Origin of the sequence: Azorhizophilus paspali, assembly GCF_043587585.2 — a bacterium.
Taxonomy (GTDB): domain Bacteria; phylum Pseudomonadota; class Gammaproteobacteria; order Pseudomonadales; family Pseudomonadaceae; genus Azotobacter; species Azotobacter paspali.
On the sequence record NZ_CP171449.1, the window covers coordinates 1433192 to 1453785 of the forward strand.

General features: G+C 65.7%; 17 protein-coding genes and 1 pseudogene. 13 read left to right on the forward strand and 5 right to left on the reverse strand.

The window, feature by feature from the left end:
• Positions 1 to 27 precede the first annotated feature (27 nt).
• From ACGI6K_RS07060 to ACGI6K_RS07070, 3 genes are read left to right on the forward strand one after another with little or no spacing between them, the layout of a single operon-like run.
• On the forward strand, positions 28 to 915 hold the full coding sequence (locus ACGI6K_RS07060) for an NAD(+) kinase (protein WP_376941765.1): 888 nt from the start codon (positions 28 to 30) through the stop codon (positions 913 to 915).
• A gap of 2 nt (positions 916 to 917) precedes the next feature.
• Positions 918 to 1901 (forward strand): metallophosphoesterase, encoded by a 984-nt coding sequence (locus ACGI6K_RS07065; protein ID WP_376941820.1) that lies wholly within the window; start codon positions 918 to 920, stop codon positions 1899 to 1901.
• Positions 1885 to 2751: a rhomboid family intramembrane serine protease gene (locus tag ACGI6K_RS07070; RefSeq protein ID WP_376941763.1), complete on the forward strand. Its 867-nt coding sequence runs from the start codon at positions 1885 to 1887 to the stop codon at positions 2749 to 2751. Before ACGI6K_RS07065 ends, ACGI6K_RS07070 begins: the two co-directional genes overlap by 17 nt.
• Here ACGI6K_RS07070 and ACGI6K_RS07075 read toward each other — a convergent pair.
• Positions 2742 to 4037: an OprD family outer membrane porin gene (locus ACGI6K_RS07075; protein WP_376941761.1), complete on the reverse strand. Its 1296-nt coding sequence runs from the start codon at positions 4035 to 4037 to the stop codon at positions 2742 to 2744. The genes ACGI6K_RS07070 and ACGI6K_RS07075 overlap by 10 nt on opposite strands.
• 342 nt (positions 4038 to 4379) lie before the next feature.
• Between ACGI6K_RS07075 and ACGI6K_RS07080 the strand changes: the two genes are divergently transcribed.
• From ACGI6K_RS07080 to ACGI6K_RS07110, 7 genes are all read left to right on the forward strand, one after another.
• Positions 4380 to 5441, forward strand: a complete 1062-nt coding sequence (locus ACGI6K_RS07080; RefSeq protein WP_377968421.1) for an RNA-guided endonuclease InsQ/TnpB family protein — start codon at positions 4380 to 4382, stop codon at positions 5439 to 5441.
• A 1058-nt stretch (positions 5442 to 6499) separates the two neighbouring features.
• Positions 6500 to 6967 (forward strand): LacI family DNA-binding transcriptional regulator, encoded by a 468-nt coding sequence (locus ACGI6K_RS07085; protein WP_376942187.1) that lies wholly within the window; start codon positions 6500 to 6502, stop codon positions 6965 to 6967.
• On the forward strand, positions 6925 to 7518 hold the full coding sequence (locus ACGI6K_RS07090; protein ID WP_376942185.1) for a substrate-binding domain-containing protein: 594 nt from the start codon (positions 6925 to 6927) through the stop codon (positions 7516 to 7518). Before ACGI6K_RS07085 ends, ACGI6K_RS07090 begins: the two co-directional genes overlap by 43 nt.
• A gap of 222 nt (positions 7519 to 7740) precedes the next feature.
• A complete protein-coding gene (locus tag ACGI6K_RS07095; protein ID WP_376942183.1) occupies positions 7741 to 8037 on the forward strand; it encodes a putative quinol monooxygenase in 297 nt (98 codons plus the stop codon).
• A 63-nt stretch (positions 8038 to 8100) separates the two neighbouring features.
• A complete protein-coding gene (locus ACGI6K_RS07100) occupies positions 8101 to 9237 on the forward strand; it encodes an aldo/keto reductase (RefSeq protein ID WP_376942181.1) in 1137 nt (378 codons plus the stop codon).
• A 149-nt stretch (positions 9238 to 9386) separates the two neighbouring features.
• On the forward strand, positions 9387 to 10382 hold the full coding sequence (locus ACGI6K_RS07105) for an NAD(P)-dependent oxidoreductase (RefSeq protein ID WP_394543948.1): 996 nt from the start codon (positions 9387 to 9389) through the stop codon (positions 10380 to 10382).
• The gene (locus ACGI6K_RS07110) at positions 10379 to 10978 is read left to right on the forward strand and encodes a cupin (protein ID WP_376942179.1); all 600 of its coding nucleotides are present in this window, start codon (positions 10379 to 10381) and stop codon (positions 10976 to 10978) included. The genes ACGI6K_RS07105 and ACGI6K_RS07110 overlap by 4 nt, the downstream gene beginning before the upstream one ends.
• A gap of 90 nt (positions 10979 to 11068) precedes the next feature.
• Here the strand turns inward: ACGI6K_RS07110 and ACGI6K_RS07115 are convergent, their stop codons facing one another.
• The 3 genes from ACGI6K_RS07115 to ACGI6K_RS07125 form a co-directional block, all read right to left on the reverse strand.
• Positions 11069 to 14242, reverse strand: a complete 3174-nt coding sequence (locus ACGI6K_RS07115) for an efflux RND transporter permease subunit (RefSeq protein WP_376942177.1) — start codon at positions 14240 to 14242, stop codon at positions 11069 to 11071.
• A complete protein-coding gene (locus ACGI6K_RS07120) occupies positions 14239 to 15477 on the reverse strand; it encodes an efflux RND transporter periplasmic adaptor subunit (protein WP_376942175.1) in 1239 nt (412 codons plus the stop codon). The genes ACGI6K_RS07115 and ACGI6K_RS07120 overlap by 4 nt, the downstream gene beginning before the upstream one ends.
• A gap of 87 nt (positions 15478 to 15564) precedes the next feature.
• The gene (locus ACGI6K_RS07125; protein WP_012701915.1) at positions 15565 to 16509 is read right to left on the reverse strand and encodes a LysR family transcriptional regulator; all 945 of its coding nucleotides are present in this window, start codon (positions 16507 to 16509) and stop codon (positions 15565 to 15567) included.
• A gap of 183 nt (positions 16510 to 16692) precedes the next feature.
• Between ACGI6K_RS07125 and ACGI6K_RS07130 the strand changes: the two genes are divergently transcribed.
• Complete coding sequence (locus ACGI6K_RS07130; RefSeq protein WP_376942173.1) at positions 16693 to 17715, forward strand: zinc-dependent alcohol dehydrogenase family protein; 1023 nt, start codon at positions 16693 to 16695, stop codon at positions 17713 to 17715.
• Between the two features lie 269 nt (positions 17716 to 17984).
• Here the strand turns inward: ACGI6K_RS07130 and ACGI6K_RS07135 are convergent, their stop codons facing one another.
• On the reverse strand, positions 17985 to 18347 hold the full coding sequence (locus tag ACGI6K_RS07135) for a hypothetical protein (protein ID WP_376942171.1): 363 nt from the start codon (positions 18345 to 18347) through the stop codon (positions 17985 to 17987).
• Positions 18348 to 18444: 97 nt separating this feature from the next.
• Here ACGI6K_RS07135 and ACGI6K_RS07140 point away from each other — a divergent pair.
• Both ACGI6K_RS07140 and ACGI6K_RS07145 read left to right on the forward strand, forming a co-directional pair.
• Positions 18445 to 18792 (forward strand): annotated as a pseudogene (locus ACGI6K_RS07140) (alkaline phosphatase); the annotation flags it as partial.
• A gap of 1187 nt (positions 18793 to 19979) precedes the next feature.
• Positions 19980 to 20525, forward strand: a complete 546-nt coding sequence (locus tag ACGI6K_RS07145; RefSeq protein WP_376942169.1) for a 3-hydroxyacyl-CoA dehydrogenase family protein — start codon at positions 19980 to 19982, stop codon at positions 20523 to 20525.
• Positions 20526 to 20594: the final 69 nt, after the last annotated feature.

Here is a 20594-nt window from a genome sequence, read left to right on the forward strand (position 1 = left end):
TGTAATCGCCGCCCCCGCAGGAGCCCCATGGAGCACTTTCGCAATATTGGCATCATCGGTCGTCTGGGTAGTACCCAGGTGGTGGATACCATCCGCCGGCTGAAGAGGTTTCTTCTCGATCGACACCTGCATGTGATTCTTGACCAGGGGATTGCCGAACTTCTGCCCGGACATGGCCTGCAGGTGTCCTCGCGCAAGCAGTTGGGCGAGGTCTGCGATATGGTCGTCGTCGTCGGCGGCGACGGCAGCATGCTCGGCGCGGCGCGCGCCTTGGCCCGCTACAAGGTGCCAGTGCTCGGCATCAACCGCGGCAGCTTGGGCTTTCTCACCGATATCCGTCCCGACGAGTTGGAAACCCGGATCGCCGAAGTGCTCGACGGCCAGTACACCGTGGAGAGCCGCTTTTTGCTCGAAACCCAGGTGCGCCGCAAGCTGGAGCCGATCGGCCAGGGCGACGCACTGAACGATGTGGTGCTGCATCCGGGCAAGTCGACGCGGATGATCGAATTCGAGCTTTACATCGACGGGCAGTTCGTCTGCAGCCAGAAGTCCGACGGACTAATCGTCTCCACACCGACCGGTTCCACCGCCTACGCCCTGTCGGCCGGCGGACCGATCATGCATCCCAAGCTAGATGCCATCGTCATCGTGCCCATGTATCCGCACACCCTGTCGAGCCGGCCGATCGTGGTCGCCGGCAACAGCGAGCTGAAGATCGTGGTATCGCCGAAGATGGATATCTATCCCCAGGTCTCCTGCGACGGGCAGGACCATTTCACCTGCTCGCCCGGCGATATCGTCACCATCAGCAAGAAGCCGCAGCGGTTGCAGTTGATCCATCCGCTGGACCACAACTATTACGAAGTATGCCGCACCAAGCTGGGCTGGGGCAGTCGTCTGGGTGGTGGAAGCTGATGCTGATCGATCCGTTGCGCAGTTACGATCTGATCGGCGACGTGCATGGCTGCGGCCATAGCCTGGAGATCCTGCTCGAACGCCTCGGCTACCGGCGCCAGGGGGGCGTGTGGCGCCATCCGTGGCGCATGGCGCTGTTCGTCGGCGATATCGTCGATCGCGGCCCACGCATTCGCGAGGCCCTGCATCTGGTGCACGACATGGTCGAGGCCGGTCAGGCGTTGTGCGCCATGGGCAACCACGAATACAACCTGCTCGGCTGGTCCACCGAGGCACCGCCGGAAAGCGGCCAGCGCTACGTGCGTGAGCACACGGTGCGCAACGAGCGGCTGATCCACGAAACCCTGACCCAGTTCGCCGATCAGCCGGGCGACTGGCAGGCCTTTCTCGACTGGTTCTACGAGCTGCCGCTGTTCATCGACGCCGGCCGCTTCCGCGTCGTGCATGCCTGCTGGGATTCCAACCTGATCGAGCCGCTGCGTCGGCAGTACCCGGACGGCCTGATCGACGAGCCCTTCCTGAAGGCTTCCGCCTTGCCCGATACCTTCGCCCACCAAGTCTTCGAGCGGTTGCTGCGCGGCATCAATATGCGCCTGCCCCATGGCATGACCCTGACCGGCCGGGACGGCTTCGCCCGCGAGACCTTCCGCAGCAAGTTCTGGGCGGACGCACCGCGGATCTACGCCGACATCGTCTTCCAGCCGGATGCCTTGCCCGAACCCGTCGCGCAGATGCCGATCTCCTCCGTTCACCGGGCCGAGTTGCCATTCTACGATGCCGATCAGCCACCGCTGTTCGTCGGCCACTATTGGCGTCAGGGGCAACCGTCGTTGATCCGTTCCAATCTGGTGTGTCTCGACTACAGTGCGGTGATGTTCGGCAAGCTGGTGGCTTACCGGCTGGACCAGGAAACCCGGCTCGATCCGGACAAGTTCGCCTGGGTCGAGGTAAAGCGTCCGGAGGCCCCTCATGAATACAGCAATTGAGGTCTTGCGCCTGCCGCTGGGGACCGATCTGAGCGGCTTCGTCGGCCTGTTGCGGCGCCTGGACGTACCTTACCGGGTCAGTGAGGAGGGTGGCGAGCAAGTGCTTTGGGTGCCCGATCCCCGTCTAGCCCAGGAGGTGAGTCTGCTCTATGCGCGCTTTCCCGAAGGCGATCCGCAGGGCCTCGTCCCGGCCGCGCCACGCCGCGCCTCCAGTGTTTTCCGACAATTGCGCCACAGCCCGCTGACCTCCCTGATACTGCTGGCGACCCTGCTGGTGGCGGCCCTGACCCTGCTCGGGGAAAACCTCGCCACCGTCGGCTGGCTGACCTTCCAGGAGTTCCATGTCCGGGGCGACTACCTGTATTTCGTGCCGTTGTCCGAGACTCTGGCCGCCGGCCAGTGGTGGCGCCTGCTGACGCCGATGCTGATCCACTTCGGCTGGCTGCACCTGGCGATGAACGGGCTCTGGTATTGGGAGCTGGGACGGCGCGTCGAGGCCCGCCAAGGCGGTTCGATGCTGCTGTTTTTGACCCTGCTGTTCGGCTTGGCATCCAACGTCGCGCAGTATCTGTTCGGTGGTCCGGCGTTGTTCGGCGGCCTGTCCGGCGTGCTCTACGGCCTGCTCGGCCACTGCTGGATCTTCCAGCGCTTCGCGCCCGGCGCCGCCTATCGCCTGCCGCCGGGCGTGATGACGATGATGCTGGTCTGGCTGCTGGTTTGCCTGTCCGGGCTGATCACCGCTCTGGGGCTGGGCGCCATCGCCAACGCCGCGCACGTCGCCGGGTTGGTCGCCGGCTGCCTGACCGGTGCCATCGGTGGCGCCTGGGCCCGCAGCCGGGATCAGGGATAGTCGAGCGGGTAGTCGACGAACAGCCAGATCTCGTTCAGGTCCTGGCTCAGGTCGCGGCTGGCCCGGTAGATCGAGCCGTACAGGTTGATCGACAGGTCCTTGGCCACGCCTTCCGGCACCACGTACTGGAGCTGGTTGTAGAACTCCCGCTCGCTCGCCGTGCCGTCCCGGCCGGTGTCGATCTTGCTGCCATGGACATAGGCGGTTCTCCAGGTCAGGCCCGGCACGCCCAGATCGGCGAAGTCCAGTTCGTAGCCGATCTGCCAGGAGCGTTCGTCCTTGCGGTTGAAGTCGGAATAGAAGGCATTGGCCAGGTAATTGGCGTCGCCGCCGTCGCCGAAATCGAAGTCGTAGCCGTGGGTGACCGGCTGGCCGTCCTCGTCGAAATTCTCGAAGCCGCCGATGGAGCGCTGCCAGGCGAGGATGAAGGCATGAGGCCCCCGATGATAGGTGGCCATCAGGCTCCAGATGCTGTTGTCCTCGCCCTTGCCGGTCCGGGTATAGTCCCGGTCGTAGCGGGTCCGGTAGAAATCGAAGTCGAACTCCAGGGTGTTTTCTTCGGCGAGCGGCAATTGCCAGGCGATATTGGCGTAACGCTTTCTGGCCACCTTCTCGATATCGGAAAAGTACAGGGCAACGCTCAACCGCTCGTTGAAGGCATAGCTGGCGCCGACGAGTTCGATCGAATCCAGTTCCCGTCCCGGAACGTCCCTGCCGCTGTGGTTGTTGTCGTTCTGCGCCGTGAAGCGCCCGGCGTGCAGGGTCAGGCCGTCGATCTCCTCGCTGCTGAGCAGCACGCCGCGGAAGGTCTGCGGCAGCAGGCGGGAGCTGTCGTAGGACAGCACCGGCAGGGCGGGGAGCTGATCGCCGTATTGCAGCAGCGTATTAGAAATCCGCAGTTTGAAGGCAATCCCGAGTTCGCCCAGATCCTCTTCGGTGTCGCCGTCGCTGTCGGTGGGAAAGTAGGCGATATCGCCGTCGTCGCGACTCTTGCCGGTGTCGAGCCGGATGGCGAAAAGGCCAAAGGCATTCAGGCCAACGCCAACAAGACCGCGGCTGAAACCGGAGTCGAAATTGGCGATGAACGCCTGGGCCCAGCGCGATTGGTCGCGCACGCCGTCCTGGTTGTCACGGTACACGTATCCATTGCGTAGCATCAGGTTGGCACTGGCCTCTTCGGCGAATCCCCGCGCCTCGGCCTGCGGAGTGGCCATGGTCGGCTGGATGGATGCCGTTGACAGAATCAAGACCAGCGCGCACCAGCTGCACGGTGTATATGTCGACATGAGGGCTCCGGATTGCCTGCGGTTGTCGGCCGGGCGGCGAACAGCAGGGACCGGGACGCCAGGACCCATCCCTGTGCCGGGTATTGTGTCTCGGATATGAATTCGAATCAGATGCATTAAATTTAGCGTCCATATGGGTGCTCCGGCTGCCAGGTGATGAGTGGCAAGGAGCCTGTTCGAAGATGGAGTCGTGCTCAAGCCTTCGGAATCGTGCGCTTTCGCTTGGCAGCCGACATGCCGGCTGGGGGCGATGATCAAGAAGCGCGGCATACCCCGTACTTTTAGTGCGGGGAAGGATAGCGCGGACGGCGTAGCCGTCCCTTCATCGGGTAAAATGCCGGCATGAAGCAGACCAAGACCCTGCACGTTCGCGTTCGAGACAAGCATGCTCCGCTGCTGCGCCAGATGGCCCGCGGCGTCAACTTCGTCTGGAATTACCTGAACGAACCGAGCCAGCGCTCGATTCGCGAGCGCGGGGTCTTTCTGTCCGCCTATGACATGCATCCCTACACCAAGGGCGCCGGCAAGGATCTCGGTCTGCACAGCCACACCTTGCAATGCGTGGCTGCCGAGTACGTCACCCGGCGCGGGCAGTTCAAGAAGGTCCGGCTGAATTGGCGAAAGTCGGGCGGTGCCCGTCGATCCCTCGGCTGGGTTCCTGTCAACACCGGAGCGGCAAGCTGGAAGAACCGGCAGGTCTACCACAACGGGCACTACTTCAAGGTCTGGGACAGCCACGGCCTGAGCCAGTACGGGTTCCGCTCGGGCAGCTTCAGCGAGGATGCGCGGGGCCGCTGGTACTTCAACGTCGCCGTGGAGATAGAGGCTGAGCTTTCGCCAGGGCAAGGGGCGCTCGGCATCGACCTGGGCCTCAAGGACGTGGCGACCTGCAGCGATGGCACGAAGTTGGAGAGCGGCCGCTTCTACCGCGACCTGGAAGCGAAGCTGGCCATTGCCCAACGCACCGGCAAGAAGGTCCGCGCCAGGGCGATCCATGCCAAGATCACCAACCGCCGCCAGGACGCCTTGCACAAATTCAGCCGGAAACTGGTCAGCCAGTACGGCGAAATCCACGTGGGCGATGTGTCGTCCACGAAACGCGTGAAGACCCGGATGGCCAAGTCGGTGCTCGACGCCGGCTGGGGCCAGTTGAAGACGATTCTGGAATACAAGTGCGCACACGCAGGCATTGTTTTCAAGGTGGTCGACGAGCGCTACACCACCCAAGCCTGTTCGAATTGCGGCTGCCTGCCCGGTTCGAGGCCGAAAGGTATCGCGGGCCTTGGAATAAGAGAATGGATCTGCTGTGAGTGCGGTGTCACTCACGACCGCGACGTGAACGCGGCCAGGAACATTCTCGCGGCCGGGCATGGTCGTCCAGCAGTGGGAATTCCCGTCCTTTAGGGAGGATGTCAACAACATGGGAAGGACGTGTTCGTTCGGTCATGCGCCGCCTGCAATCAAGGCCCGAACGAATTCGCTCGTACTTCAGGCACCGCAAAATCGCCTATGCGGCATGATTTGAGGTATTGGATTGCCGGATTAATACTTATCGCATATCGACAGCGTGTTCGAAGCTGTTGCGCCAGGGCAATCGCATGAAATGTCTTTCCGATATTGGACTGGAAAGATTGTGTGCCTGGTCCACTCCGGCCTGGTCTTCAAATCCGGTGCATCGGCTGCTTGCCGAGGGGCTGGATACCTCCTGTTTCGGCCCCCCGGCCGAGTCACTTTCTCTTTGCGCGCGCAAAAAGAAAGTAACCAAAGAGAAAACGCGCCCGGTCATTCGGCCCCGGCTACGCCGGGGTTCCCTCGCTCCGGCGCCGCTCCGAGGGTCGTCGCACAAGGGGCATCCATGCCCCTCGTACGACTCTCGCCGCCTCCCCGCGGCTCGCCCCTCTACGCGACGCCTGCGCTCGGCCTCCTGAACGGGAGTCGGGCTCCGGGTTGCCTGAAAGCGCTTTCGCTCTTGCGGCACGACTTGTCAGGCAATGCCGGATGCCCCCTTCAGGAGGCCGAGCGGAATCGTCGTGGAAGGGGTCGAGCGGCAAGGATGCCGCGAGAGCCGCGATGGGCCATGGCATGGATGGCCCTTCGCGGCGAGCCCCTGGAGCGGCGATGCAGGGAGGGAACCCGGAGCGAAGCGCAGGGCCGGATGAGGGGGTGGCCTTCTTTTGGGTTACTTTTTCGTGGCCAGGCAAGAAAAAGTGACTCGGCCGGGGGGCCGAAACGGGGACTATCCGGCTACTCGGCAAGCAGCCATGCCAAGGATCACACAATCTTTCCAGTCTGGTATCAGGCGAGCGCTTCATGCGATTGCCCTGGCTGTTGCGCATGCCTCGACGACTCCTTATGGTAGCGTTGTCATCGCCATTCCAATCCATTTCTTTCCCCGTATCGCCGCCGTGACCTCGTCAGCCAAGTCCCGCCGCACACGCGCTACCCCGGTACAAGGCAAGCCTGTGACCCTCAAGGAAGTAGCCGATGCCGCCGGGGTCGGCGAAATCACCGCTTCGCGCGCGCTGCGCACGCCGGACATGGTTTCGCCAGGCCTGCGCAAGCGCGTGCTGGCCGCTGTCGAACGGCTGGGTTATGTCGCCAACCGGGTTGCCAGCGGATTGGCTTCCGGTTCCAGCCGAGTGGTGCCGGTGCTGATCCCGACCCTCGCCCACACGGTCTACGTACCCTTCCTGCGCGGCGTGCACGATGAGCTCGACCGGCACGGCCATGAAGTGCTGCTGGCCACTACCGAATACGACCAAGACAGCGAGGCGCGGCTGGTTTCGACCCTGCTCGGCTGGTTTCCGGCCGGACTGCTGCTGGCCGGTGTGGATCCCTGCCGGCCACGCGTCTGCGCCTGCAACAGTCGGTTGCGGCGGGAATGCCGGTGGTGGAGTTCATGGACCTGGCCGAGGAGCCGATCGACATGAACGTCGGCTTCTCGCACCGCGCCGTGGGCGCCGCCGTCGCGGCGCATTTCGCCGAGCGCGGCTACCGTCATATCGCCTACGCCGGCACCCTGGCCGCGCGCGACCGGCGCAGCGCGCGGCGGGCCGAAGGTTTCCGCGTCGAACTCGCCGCGCGTGGCCTGCCCGACCATTACGAACTATGCAGCGAGGAGCCGTTCTCGATCGGTCTGGGCGGACGCCTGCTGGCGCAGTTGCTGGAGCGCTACCCGCAAGTGCAGGCGGTGTTCTTCGCCAACGACGATCTGGCCACCGGCGCGCTGTTCGAGGCCCAGCGGCGAGGTCTGCGGGTGCCGGAGGAGATCGCGCTGATGGGCTTCAACGACACCGAGACCGCCGCTGCGGTGCGGTTGGCAATCTCCTCCGTGGCGGTGGACCGCCATGGCATGGGCCGGCGCGCCGCTGCGCTGTTACTGGAGCGGCTGGCCGGCCGGGAACTGCCGCAGCGGGTGATCGACACCGGATTCGAAATAGTCGTGCGTGCCAGCACCGGCACTTTGCTACAGGCGCTATGAGCCTCTGTCTTCGCCTCGTTCCAGCACTTCGCCAGCCGGCCATCGGGGGCCTTGACGCTTCGGCGTGCGGCCATCGGCATCCGCGCCAGCGCTTTACATCTGTACCTGATCCTCGAACGGCCGCCTGGCTTCCACGGCGACCGATACCTGTACCGAGCGGTACGTGCGCCCATCGTCGGCGCCCGGTCCCATGCCCTCTGATTTTCCCCAAGGAGACTTTCCATGTCTAACGAACTGCGTGTCGTCGCCATCATCCAGGCCGCTCCCGGCAAGGAGCGGGCCGTGGCCGAGGCCATCGCCGCCTGCGTGGCGCCCAGCCGCGCCGAGCCGGGTTGTCGCGAATACGTTCCCCACCGCGACCTGCAGCAGCCGGGCCGCTTCGTTTTCGTCGAGCGCTGGAGCAACCGCGCCGCGCTGGCGGCGCACGAGCAGACCGCGCACTTCCAGACCTTGGTCAAGGCGCTGACACCGCTGATCGAAGGTGAATCGCAGGTCTTGCTGCTGGAAGAGCTGGCCTGATCCGCCCCGTTCCTGCGCATTTTCACCGCGTCGCACCCTCCACCCGGACTTGAGGAGCTCACGATGAACACACGCCGCCATTTCCTTGCCGCCGCCGCCGTCGCGCTGGCTGCCGCGCCCCTGCTGGCACAGTCCGCTACCGGTCCGGGCAGCGTTCTACCCACGCAAGGTAGAATCGATCCGCGTCCTCTACCGGGCAATGCCCCCCGCGTTGGCGGACGCTACCGTCCCCCTATCCGCCTGGGCCTGGGCGGCGTGGCGATCGGCAACGGCTTCGCCCCGAGCAGCGACCAACAAAGCGAGCAGACCCTGGAGGCGGCTTGGGCCGCCGGCGTGCGCTACTTCGATACCTCGCCCTGGTACGGCCTGGGCCTGAGCGAACGCCGTTTCGGTCATTTCCTGCATAATCGCGCGCCGGACGAATACGTACTCTCCACCAAGGTCGGGCGCGTGCTCAGTGCCACCCGCACCCCGCCGAAGACGATGTGGCACGCGCCTTCGCCGTTCGCCTACCGTTACGACTACTCGGCCGCCGGCGTGCGCCGCTCGGTGGAGGACAGCCTGCAGCGGCTGGGCGTTTCGCAGCTCGATATCGTGTTCGTGCACGACCTGGCGCCGAGCAACGGCGATATCGGCGAGCGCTGGCCGGAATACTTCGAGCAGGCCGCCAAGGGGGCCTTCCCGGAACTGACCAGGCTGCGCGAGGAGGGCCTGATCAAGGCCTGGGGCATGGGCGTGAACGATCCGGAACCGGCGTTACGCTGCGTAGCCGAGGCCGACCCGGACATCTTCCTGCTGGCTTGCCAGTATTCATTGCTGGATCACCAGCGCGCCCTGCACGAGACCTTCCCGAAGCTGGCCGAGCGCGGCATCTCGGTGGTGGTCGGCTCGCCGCTGCTGGCCGGCTACCTCGCCGGACGCGACCGCTACCTCTACGCCGGCAGCGTGCCGGACTGGGCACCGGCCAAGCGCACCAGCGTGCAGGCGGTGTGCGACCGCCACGGCGTGGACCTGCGCACCGCCGCGCTGCAGTTCGCCAACGCGCCGGAGGTGGTGTCGGCGATCATCCCCGGCGCTCGCACGCCCGAGCAGGTACGCGCCAATGCCGAATCGCTGTCGGTGAAGATTCCGGCCGACTTCTGGGCCGAACTCAAGCGACTCGGGCTCATCGATGAACAGGCGCCGCTGCCTGCGACCTGAACCGGCTCCGCCGGTCGCGTGCCTCGCTTCGCGCCCCGGCGGTTCCCGCCCGCATCCAGGAGACTTGCCATGCGACTCTCCTCTTTGACTCCAGTCGTTCCGGGGCGTGGCATGAGTCCGCTCGTCCGTTCCATCCCGCCCCGTACCTTATCCGGCATTTCCGCCATCGATCCCCGGTATCGGGCGAAACACAGGAGGCAACCATCATGAAGGTAGGTTTCATAGGCTTGGGCCGCATGGGCTCCGGCATGGCCGCCAACCTGCTCAAGGCTGGCCACACTGTCACCGTCCACAACCGGACGCAGGAGAGGGCCGAAGCGCTGGTACAGGCCGGGGCCGGGCTGGCGACCGACGTGGCTCACGCCTGTCGTGACGCCGACACCGTGTTCTCCATGCTGGCCAACGACGAAGCCGTGCGCGAAGTGGTATTCGGCGAGGGCGGCGTCCTCGCGGCATTGCCCGAGGGGGCCGTCCATGTCTCGTCGAGCACCATCAGCGTGGCCCTGGCCGGAGAGCTGCAAAGCGCGCACGGCGAAGCCGGCCAGGGCTACGTTTCGGCGCCGGTGTTCGGCCGCCCGGACGCGGCCGCGGCCGGCAAGCTATTCGTGGTCGCCGCCGGCGCCGACGACGCCGTCGCCAAGGTCGCTCCGCTGCTCGAGGCGATCGGTCAGAAGACCTTCGGCGTTTCCGCGACGCCACAGGCCGCCAATCTGGTCAAGCTCAGCGGCAATTTTTTGATCGCCTCGGTGATCGAATCCCTCGGCGAGGCGATGGCGCTGGCCGAAAAGGGCGGTATCGATCGCCACCAATACCTGGACATCCTCACTTCCACGCTGTTCGGCGCACCGATCTACAAGACCTACGGCACGCTGATCGCCGAGCGGAAATTCCAGCCGGCGGGGTTTGCCGCGCCGTTGGGCCAGAAGGACATCCGGCTGGTGCTGGCCGCCGCCGAGGCGCTGCAGGTGCCGTTGCCACTGGCCAGTCTGCTGCGCGACCGCTTCCTGTCGCTGCTGGCCCACGGCGGCGAGGAGTTGGACTGGTCGGCCATCGGCGATCTGCCCGGACGCGACGCCGGCCTGGATACCGTCACCTCCGCCGGCTCGCCTGGCTTCCTGTCCACTACTCGGGAGAATGCCGGATGACTCCCTTCGACAGACGACGCTTCAAAGCCCAACTCACGGGCCTCGCCGCCACCAGAGCCTTGCCGCCCGCGCCTGCGCGCAAGGCGACTGCGGCCGAGCCAAAGACGCTGCTGCTCAAGCGCAACGCCTGGATGCCGAACAATCCGCGCCTGCCGGTGCTGCTCTATCGCGGTGCGATCCCGGTGTCCGATCGCGATCCGGCGGCGGCCTTCGAGGCCGCCTTCGACCGCAACGGCTGGCCCTCGGCCTGGCGCAACGGCGTCTATTCCTTCCACCACTACCACTCCACTGCCCACGAGGTGCTCGGCTTCGCCCGTGGCAGCACGCGGCTCCTGCTCGGCGGGCCGGGTGGGCGCGAAGTCGTGGTCGGTGCCGGCGATGTCGCCCTGCTGCCGGTCGGCACCGGCCATTGCCGCCTGGAAGCGAGCGCGGATTTGTTGGTCGTGGGCGCCTATCCGCCGGGCCAAGATCCCGACCTGTGCCGGGAGGCGCCCACGGCGCGAATGCTCGCGCATATGCAGAGCCTGCCGTTTCCCGGAACCGACCCGGTCTTCGGCACGGCCACGCCGCTGACCAGCTACTGGAAGGCCGGATGAGGACAGGGCCTCGGGCGGACGGCGCATGGAGAGGCGAGTCGCCGCCGCCTGGCCGCGACTCGGGCTTCGCATTGGCGGCACGCCATGGTTTCATCCCTGCGCTTTGAGTGCCTGCCGGTTCCGACGGGCTTCGCGTCGTTCGACGAAAGCCCGTACCAGCACGAAGAATACCGGGGTCAACAGCAGGCCGAAGAGCGTCACGCCGATCATCCCGGAGAACACTGCTACCCCCATGGCATGGCGCATCTCGGCGCCGGCCCCGGAGGACAGCACCAGCGGCACCACGCCCATGATGAAGGCGATGGAGGTCATCAGGATCGGCCGCAGGCGTAGGCGGCAAGCCTCCAGCACGGCGGCGATGCGATCCAGGCCCTCCGCCTGCCGGTCCTTGGCGAACTCGACGATGAGGATGGCGTTCTTGCAGGCCAGCCCGACCAGCACGATCAGGCCGATCTGGGTGAAGACGTTGTTGTCTCCGCCGGCGATCCTGATGCCGACGATGGCCGACAGCAGGGTCATGGGCACGATCAGGATCACCGCCAGCGGCAGGCCCCAGCTCTCGTACTGGGCGGCCAGGACTAGGAACGCCAGCAGCACGCAGAGCGGGAAGACGAAGATGGCGGTATTGCCGGCGAGGATCTGCTGGTAGGTCAGCTCGGTCCACTCGAAAGTCATGCCGCCCGGCAGCTCCTCGCGCAGCAGCCGCTCCATCGCCGCCTCGGCCTGGCCGGAGCTGTAGCCGGGGGCGGCGGCGCCGTTGATCTCGGCGGTGAGAAAGCCGTTGTAGTGCATCACTCGATCGGGACCGGCGCTGCCTTCGATCCTGACGAAGGTCGACAGCGGTACCATCTCGCCACGGTTGTTGCGCACCTTGAGCTGGCCGATCTGTGCCGGCTCCAGGCGAAACTGCTGCTCGGCCTGGACATTGACTTGATAGGTACGGCCGAAGCGATTGAAGTCGTTGGCGTACAGCGATCCCAGATACACCTGCAGGGTGTCGAAAATGTCGCTGATGGCCACGCCGTGGGTCTTGGCCTTTTCCCGGTCGATGTCGGCGTCGACCTGCGGCACGTTCACCTGGTAGCTGGTGAACAGACCGGCCAGCTCCGGCACCGTGCGGCTCTTGGCGATGACGTTCTGCACCTGCCGATACAGCTCCTCGTAGCCGAGGCCGCCACGGTCCTGGACCTGCACGCGGAAGCCGCCGATAGTGCCAAGGCCTTGTACCGGCGGTGGCGGGAAGATGGCGATGTAGGCGTCCTGGATCTCGGCGAACTGGCGGTTCAGCTCGGCGGCGATGGTATCCGCCGACAACGACGGGTCCTGACGTTCCTCGAAGGACTTGAGGGGGGTGAAGACGATGCCGCTGTTCGGGCTGTTGGTGAAGCCGTTGATCGACAAGCCGGGGAAGGCCACGGTGTTGGCCACTCCCGGATGCCGGCCGGCGATCTCCGACATGCGCTGGATCACCGCATCGGTGCGGTCGAGGGTGGCGGCGTCCGGCAACTGGGCGAAGGCGACCAGATACTGCTTGTCCTGCGGCGGTACGAAGCCTGTCGGGGTGTTGGAAAAGCCCAGCCAGGTCAGGCCCATCAGCCCGCCGTAGACCAGCAGGGCGATGGCAGTGCCGCGCAGCACGTGGCGCACGGTAGCGACATAGCCGTGACTGGCGCGCTCGAACAGGCGGTTGAAGGGCTCGAACAGCCAGCCGCCGAGCAGCCTATCGAGCACCCGGGAAAAGCGATCCTTGGGCGCGTGGTGGTCCTTGAGCAGCATGGCGGCCAGGGCCGGCGACAGGGTCAGCGAGTTGAATGCCGAGATCACCGTGGAGATGGCGATGGTCAGGGCGAACTGCTGGTAGAACTGTCCGGTCAGGCCGGAGATGAACGCCGTCGGTACGAACACCGCGCAAAGCACCAGGGCCGTGGCGACGATGGGGCCGGTCACTTCCTGCATGGCCTGGCGGGTCGCCTCCAGAGGCGGCTTGCCGAGGGCGATGTTGCGCTCGACGTTCTCCACCACCACGATCGCGTCGTCCACCACGATGCCGATGGCCAGCACCAGGCCGAACAGCGATAGGGCGTTGAGCGAGAAGCCGAACAGGTGCATCACCGCGAAGGTACCGATCAGCGACACCGGTACCGCCGCCAGGGGAATGATCGAGGCGCGCCAGGTCTGCAGGAACAGGATCACCACCAGCACCACCAGGACGATGGCCTCGAACAGGGTGTGCACCACCGCCTCGATGGAGCCGCGTACGAACACGGTTGGGTCGTAGACGATGGAGTAGTCGACGCCCTGCGGAAAGCTCTGCTTCAGCTCGGCCATGCGCGCGCGCACCGCGTCGGAGATGTCGATGGCGTTGGAGTCGGGGCGCTGGAAGATCGGCATGGCCACGGCCGGCCGGTTGTTCAGTTGCGAGCGCAGGGCGTACTGGCTGGAGCCCAGCTCGATGCGGGCGATGTCCTTCAGGCGGGTGATCTCGCCATCCGCACCGGTGCGGACGATGATGTTCTCGAACTCCTCCTCGCTGACCAGGCGGCCCTGGGTGTTGATCGATAGCTGGAAGCCGGTGTCGCCCGGTGCCGGCGGTGCGCCGAGGGAGCCGGCGGCGACCTGGCGGTTCTGCTCGCGGATGGCGTCGACCACGTCCATGGCGGTGAGGCCGCGCGAGGCCACCCGGTGCGGATCGAGCCAAACGCGCAGGGAGTAGTTGCCGAGGCCGAACAGTTGCACGTCGCCCACGCCATCGAGGCGCGCCAGCTCGTCCTTGACGTTGAGCGTGGCGTAGTTGGACAGGTAGAGCATGTCGTAGCGTTCGTCCGGCGAGGTCAGGTGAACCACCATGGTCAAATCCGGCGAAGCCTTGTCGACGGTCACGCCGAGGCGCTGCACCTCGGTGGGCAGGGTCGGCATGGTGCGGGTCACGCGGTTTTGCACCTGCACCTGGGCGTTGTCCAGATCGGTGCCGAGGGCGAAGGTGATGGTCAGGGTCAGTTTGCCGTCGGAGGTGGCCTGGGACGACATGTAGAGCATTCCCTCGACGCCGACGATGGCCTGTTCGAGCGGCGAGGCGACCGTTTCGCCGATCACCTTGGGGTTGGCGCCCGGAAAATTGGCGCGCACTACCACAGTGGGCGGCACTACTTCCGGGTATTCGCTGATCGGCAACTGGAACAGTGCGATGGCGCCACCAATCAGGGTCAGCAGCGAGAGCACGGCAGCGAAGATCGGCCGGTGGATGAAGAATTGCGAGAAGTTCATGGGCGCCCGTCCTCGACCGCGCTCGCGCGACTCGCCACGCGGGATGCGGCATCGCCTTCCAGCGCCCGGCGCTGGCGGGCCAGGGCGGCAAGGGTATCGGCATCGGCCATGGGCACGTCCTGCGCTTCCACGGCGCTGCCGGGCAGGGCGCGCTGCAGGCCGTTGACCACGATCCGCTCGCCCTTGGCCAGGCCCTGGCGGACGATGCGCAGGTTCTCCAGCTTCGGTCCCAGCTCGACGGTGCGATAACTCAGAATGTTGTCCGCGCCGAGGACCAGGACGAATTTCTTGCCCAGGTCGGTGCCGATCGCGGTGTCCTGGATCAGGGTGGCGGCATAGGTGTCGCTGCCGACCAGCCGGACGCGTGCATACAGACCGGGCGTGAAGCGGCCATCGGCATTGTCGAGCACCGCGCGGCCGCGAATGGTGCCGGTGCGCGGATTGACCTGGTTGTCGAGAAAGTCCAGTCGGCCCAGGTACGGATGACCATTCTCGCCGGTCAGGCCGAGGTACACCGGTGCGGCGGCGCGGGCATCGCCGCCGTTGCGCCGGGCCCGCTCGGCGTATTTGAGGAAGATGCGCTCGTCGGCATCGAAATAGGCGTAGACACGATCGGTGGATACCACCGTGGTCAGCAGAGCCTGGCCGGCGTTGACCAGGTTGCCGGCGGTGATTTCGGCGCGGCCGGCGCGGCCGTCGATGGGCGAGACGACGCGGGTGAAGCCGAGGTCCAGGCGGGCATTGTCCAACTGTGCCTGAATCGCGGCGAGCGCCGCGCGAGCCTCCTGGGCGGCGCTGGCTCGAGCATCGGCCAGTTCGGTGGAGATGGCCTTGCTGGCACGCAGGCGCTCGCCGCGCTCGGCCTCCTTGGCGGCGCGGGCAAGGCCGGTGCGGGCCTGCTGCAGTTCGGCCTCCAGGCGCTTGACTTCGGCCTCGAAGGGGCGCGGGTCGATCTGGAACAGCAGTTCGCCCTTCTTCACCAGGCCGCCTTCGACGAAGGCGACCCGGTCGATGTAGCCGGACACCCGCGGGCGGACTTCCACCGACTCCGGCGCCTCGAGGCGTCCCGAGAGTTCGTCCCATTCGTTGATCGGCTGTTCGATGACTTTTGCGACGCTGACCTTGACTGGCGGCGCCGACGGGGCGGTTTCCGGGGCTTTGCGGCAAGCGTTCAGGGTCAAAAGGGCGATGATGGCCAGAGCGAGATGCCGGGGCCGGGATAGGAACGGTTCCATGTATGACTCCGCCGGTCGTATGTATGAGTGCGCGGAGTCTGGGATGCGTGTCCGGCGGCGACGAATCGAATGTCGCGAAGTTGATTATCAGTCGGAGTGATGGGGCGGGTCTGTCCGGACCAGGCTGTCGGGATCGCCGCAGAACATCTGGATGCGCGAACGCAGCCAGCGCTCGGCCGGGTCGTTGTCCTGGGCGCCGCGCCAGACCATGTGCAACTCGAAGGCGGGTGTCGCCAGAGGCAGTGCCTCGGCGCGCAGGCCGCCGACAGCGGTCAGGGCCGCGGCGGTGTAGTCGGGCACGCTGGCGACGATGTCGGTGCCGGCGAGCAGAGTGCCCAGACCGTTGAATTGGGGAACGGCTAGTACCACGCGACGCGTACGGCCCAGCTTGGCCAGTTCGTCGTCGATGAAACCGCAGAGGTCGCCGGCGAAGGACACCAGCGCATGGGGCCGTGCGCAGTAGTCGTCCAGGCTCAGCGCGCCGGGGATGGCATCGGCCCGCAGCAGGCGCGGCATGCTCCGGCGCAGCACTCGGCGCTTGGCATTGGCCGGCAGCGCCTCGGTGTAGCCGACACCCACCGAAATCTCGCCCGAGGCCAGTAACTGCGGCATCAGCAGATAGTTGGCGCGGCGCACGACCAGGGTGATGTCCGGTGCCTCGGCGCGCAGGCGGCGCAACAGTGGCGGCAGCAGGGCGAATTCCACGTCGTCGGAGAGACCGAGACGGAACACTGCCGTGCTGGTCGCCGGGGCGAAGTCGGCCGCCCGGCTGACGGCAGTGGAGATCGAGTCGAGGGCGGGGGAGAGCAGGGCGAAGATTTCCAGCGCCCGGGTAGTCGGCTCCATGTTGCGGCCGGTACGGACGAAGAGCGGATCGTCGAATAGGTTGCGCAGGCGTGCTAGGGCCGCGCTGATCGCCGGTTGGCCGAGAAAAAGCTTCTCTGCCGTGCGGGTTACGCTGCGCTCGTGCATCAGCGTCTCGAAGACGATCAACAGGTTCAGATCGAGACGGCGCAGATCATTACGGTTCATTCGTTTCGTCCGTTGGCTGGGGCAAAGGTGCAGGCCGGGCCGCTACACGTCAAGGGCAGGGCCCGTCGGCACGGGAGGGCCGCGAATCAACGACGTGCATGTCGACTATCGAAGGCGGTTAGGTGGAGTTGCCCGGCCAGCCCGGCTAGAGTCGGGGAGGATGACTTCGAGATGAGGTAAGCGATGTCCCGCATGATCCGTTTCCACGCCTTCGGCGATGCTGACGTGCTGCGTCTGGAGGAGCTGCCGACCCCGCGGCCCGGACCGGGCGAAGTGCTGGTGCAGGTGGAGGCGTTGGGTCTTGGCTGGCAGGATGTGCTGTGGCGGCAAAACCTCGCTCCGGAACGGGCGCGACTGCCGGCCGGCCTGGGTTACGAACTGGCCGGGCGCGTGGCGGCGATGGGCGAGGATGTCGCCGATCTTGCGCCGGGCATGCCGGTCGCCAGTTTCCCGGCACACTCGCCGAACCGCTATCCGGCCTGTGGCGACCTGGTACTGATGCCGCGTACCAGCCTGGCGGTCTATCCCGAGGTACTCTCGGCGCGAGAGGCGGCGGTGTACTACACACCTTACCTCTATGCCTACTTCGCCCTGGTCGGCCTGGCCCGGCTGCGCCCCGGCCAAAGGCTGCTGGTCACCGAGGCCGGACACTGCCTGGCGCCGCAGGCAGTGCAACTGGCCAAGGCCCTGGGGGCCGAAGTGATCGCCGCCACCAGTCATCCCGCGAGCCGGGAATTCATCCGCCGGATGGGGGCTGACAAGGTCATCGTCACAGAAGAGCAGGATCTGGTGCTGGAGGTGCAGCGCTATACCCGCGGCGCGGGTATCGAGGTGGTGCTGGACCAGTGCGGCGGGCCGCAGATGAAGCTGCTCGGTGATCTGGCCGCGCTGCGCGGCAAGCTGATTCTCTATGGGCTTAATGGCGGCAACGATGCGAGCTTCCCGGCCTGCGCGGCCTTCCAGAAGCATCTGCAATTCTTCCGTCACTGCATCCTGGATTTCACCGGCCATTCCGAACTGGGCATAGAGCCCGACCGCGAGGCTGTCCGGGCAGCACTGCAGCGGATCGACGAATTGACCGTGCAGGGATTGCTGCGCCCCCCTATCGACCGGGTGTTCGCCTTCGAGGATTTCGTTGCAGCGAACCGCTATCTGGAAAACGATCCCGGTCGTGGGCGTGTGGTGCTCGAGTTGCCGGCCGGCTGACTCGTGCCCGCCAGGGCACATCCTGTCGGCGCGGATGGCCGTGGTGCGACAGGGCTATCAGGCTTCTATCTGCGCTTCGGTTTCGAGGCCTCGCTTGCTCGTGAACAGCGGTTGGCGAGGAAGTCCGGGAAGAGCGTCAGGAAAATACTGGTGCAAGGAGCGCCATGTCTGGCGTGCTTGTAAGGGACGCCGCTGACTGTCTATCGATATGCATCTGGATTTTTCCACGCTCTACATCGTCGTTGTCCTCGTCTCTTTTGCGCTCTACGTCATCTGGGTGGCGATTGCCTGGCGCCATCGACCGTTTTGCCGCACGCATCTGGTTCGCCGCCTGTTCCCCAACCGTGTCGGGCGGCGTGATTCTTCCTTTTCGGCACCTGAGTGCAGTACCCGTCATTCCCGCGGTGGCCGGCAATGGTTTGGTCATCTTCGGTTTCTGGCTGTTCCGGGTCGGTGCGCGGCGTTTCCACACAGTTTTCGGAAGCTGGCTGGCGGCCCGATCGGGCAGCAGCCTGTGCGTGCTGCTGACGGTGGCTTTCTTCGGCGGTGGTGAGGCGCTTGCGCTCGTCTATGCCGTCGGCCAGTCGGTCCGCATGGTGCTGAGCCTGGTCTTTCTCCTCGACAAGCGACAAAGATCGCTGGGGGCGGTCATTCGGCGGCGCTCGCAGCTACTTCATGCCCGGCATCGTGGCCGACTCGAAGTACCCGAGCTAGAGGGGGCGCCGCCAGGACAGCCGCGACCTGACCGCGAAGTGGCTCGCCAAGTATCCGCAGTCCGCTTATGTCTGGAACAAGGCCGGCTTCGACGCGGTGAACCCGCAGCAAACCAGGCACCTGCTCGGCCTCTTCGAGCGTTCGCATATGCGCTACGAAGCCGACCGCAAGCACGACACTGCAGGCGAACCCTCGCTCGCCGAGATGACCGAAAAGGCGATCAAGCTCCTGCAGCAGAACAAGTCGGGCTTCTACCTGATGGTCGAAGCCGGTCGCATCGACCATGCCCACCACGCCGGCAACGCCTATCGCGCGCTGACCGATACCGTGGCGCTGGCCGAGGCACTGGCAAACTCGCCCTAGCCCCGCCCGGACCAGTTCGGCTACGAAGTCATCGATTTCGCGGACATCGGCGACCGCGAGCGCGGCCCCTTCGTGATGCGGATACAGGCAAGCGTGCATCGCCACTGACGGCGATCACGGCTCCTTTTTAGCTGTCTCGGCCTGGGCACCAGGGCAATCGCATGAAGCGCTCGCCTGATACCAGACTGGAAAGATTGTGTGATCCTTGGCATGGCTGCTTGTCGAGGGGCCGGATACCTTCTGTTTCGGCCCACCGGCCGAGTCACTTTTTCTTGCCTGGCCAAGAAAAAGTAACCCAAAAGAAGGCCACTCCCTCATCCGGCCCTGCGCTTCGCTCCGGGTTCCCTCCCTGCATCGCCGCTCCAGGGGCTCGCCGCGAAGGGCCATCCATGGCCCATCGCGGCTCTCGCGGCATCCTTGCCGCTCGACCCCTTCCACGACGATTCCGCTCGGCCTTCTGAAGGGGGGCATCCGGCATTGCCTGACAAGCCGTGCTGCAAGAGCGAAAGCGCTTTCAGGCAACCCGGAACCCGACTCCCGTTCAGAAGGCCGAGCGCAGGCGTCGCGTAGAGGGGAGAGCCGCAGGGAGGCGGCGAGAGTCGTACGAGGGGCATGGATGCCCCTTGTGGACGATTCTCGGAGCGGCGCCGGAGCGAGGGAACCCCGGCGTAGCCGGGGCCGAATGACCGGGCGCGCTTTCTCTTTGGTTACTTTCTCTTGGCGCGCGCAAAGAGAAAGTGACTCGGCCGGGGGGGGGCCGAAACAGGAGGTATCCAGCCCCTCGGCAAGCAGCCGATGCACCGGATTTGAAGACCAGGCCGGAACGACCAGGCACACAATCTTTCCAGTCCGGTATCGGAAAGACATTTCATGCGATTGCCCTGGCCTGGGCACAGGCCTGTCGCGGACAGTCGCCGCCCGAAAGGGCGGTAAGGGAGCATTCCTAGCGTATTCGGCCCGTCAGGGTCGACTCACCTTCTTTTCCGTCCTGAAAGGGGAGGCTTGCCGCGCACCGGGTCGACCGGGCTTTCGCAGCCCGGACACTGGCGGCAAGCCAGTAATTGGGCTGCAATCCAGAGATCGCTAACGTGAACGCTGGCGCCATCGTCCGGGGACGTCCGCTCGGGGCTTCGGGCTGCCGCGTGCCGATCGTGCCGCCATACGAAAACGGGAACAGGAGTTCCTCCATGAGCGCATCCCCCATCGTTATCCTCGGCGCCGGTCTGATGGGCATCGGCATCGCCACCCACCTGGCTCGCCACGGCCATGCCGTCCTGCTGCGCGATCCGGCGGCAAAGCTAGAGGCTGTCCGCAGGCTGCTGGCGGGGATGGAGCTGGAGGCCGTGGTGCTCGACAAGGTTATCCCTGGGTTCATCGGCAACCGCCTGCAGTTCGCCGTGCTGCGCGAGGCGCTGCACATCGTGCGGAGCGGCACCGCCAGCGAGGAAACCGTCGACCGGGTGATGCGCGCTTCGCTCGGCCGTCGCTACGCCATGCTCGGCCCGCTGGAGGCGGCCGACATGGGCGCTCTGGACACTTTCTTGGATATCTTTCGCCACCTCGTGCCGACCCTGGCCGATGATGAGAGTGTGCTGGTCCTTCTCGAGGCGAGGATCGGCGAGGGCCATACTGGCCTGCGCAGCGGCGAGGGCTTCTACCGCTGGGACGAAGCCCGTCGCGCGCGGGTTCCGCAGCGGCGCGCCCGCCAGTTGCGCCATGCCCTGAAGCCCTGAGCGGCAACGCCGGGGGACGCTCCGCCCACGCCGCCGCCGGGACTTGCGCGGCAACGGCGAATGTGAAAA

Coding starts and splice junctions, on each gene's coding strand:
- ACGI6K_RS07145 (WP_376942169.1), top strand. CDS start 19,980: ATGAGCGCATCCCCCATCGTTATCCTCGGCGCCGGTCTGATGGGCATC.
- ACGI6K_RS07075 (WP_376941761.1), bottom strand. CDS start 4,037: ATGTCGACATATACACCGTGCAGCTGGTGCGCGCTGGTCTTGATTCTG.
- ACGI6K_RS07120 (WP_376942175.1), bottom strand. CDS start 15,477: ATGGAACCGTTCCTATCCCGGCCCCGGCATCTCGCTCTGGCCATCATC.
- ACGI6K_RS07130 (WP_376942173.1), top strand. CDS start 16,693: ATGTCCCGCATGATCCGTTTCCACGCCTTCGGCGATGCTGACGTGCTG.
- ACGI6K_RS07115 (WP_376942177.1), bottom strand. CDS start 14,242: ATGAACTTCTCGCAATTCTTCATCCACCGGCCGATCTTCGCTGCCGTG.
- ACGI6K_RS07125 (WP_012701915.1), bottom strand. CDS start 16,509: ATGAACCGTAATGATCTGCGCCGTCTCGATCTGAACCTGTTGATCGTC.
- ACGI6K_RS07070 (WP_376941763.1), top strand. CDS start 1,885: ATGAATACAGCAATTGAGGTCTTGCGCCTGCCGCTGGGGACCGATCTG.
- ACGI6K_RS07110 (WP_376942179.1), top strand. CDS start 10,379: ATGACTCCCTTCGACAGACGACGCTTCAAAGCCCAACTCACGGGCCTC.
- ACGI6K_RS07060 (WP_376941765.1), top strand. CDS start 28: ATGGAGCACTTTCGCAATATTGGCATCATCGGTCGTCTGGGTAGTACC.
- ACGI6K_RS07100 (WP_376942181.1), top strand. CDS start 8,101: ATGAACACACGCCGCCATTTCCTTGCCGCCGCCGCCGTCGCGCTGGCT.
- ACGI6K_RS07095 (WP_376942183.1), top strand. CDS start 7,741: ATGTCTAACGAACTGCGTGTCGTCGCCATCATCCAGGCCGCTCCCGGC.
- ACGI6K_RS07080 (WP_377968421.1), top strand. CDS start 4,380: ATGAAGCAGACCAAGACCCTGCACGTTCGCGTTCGAGACAAGCATGCT.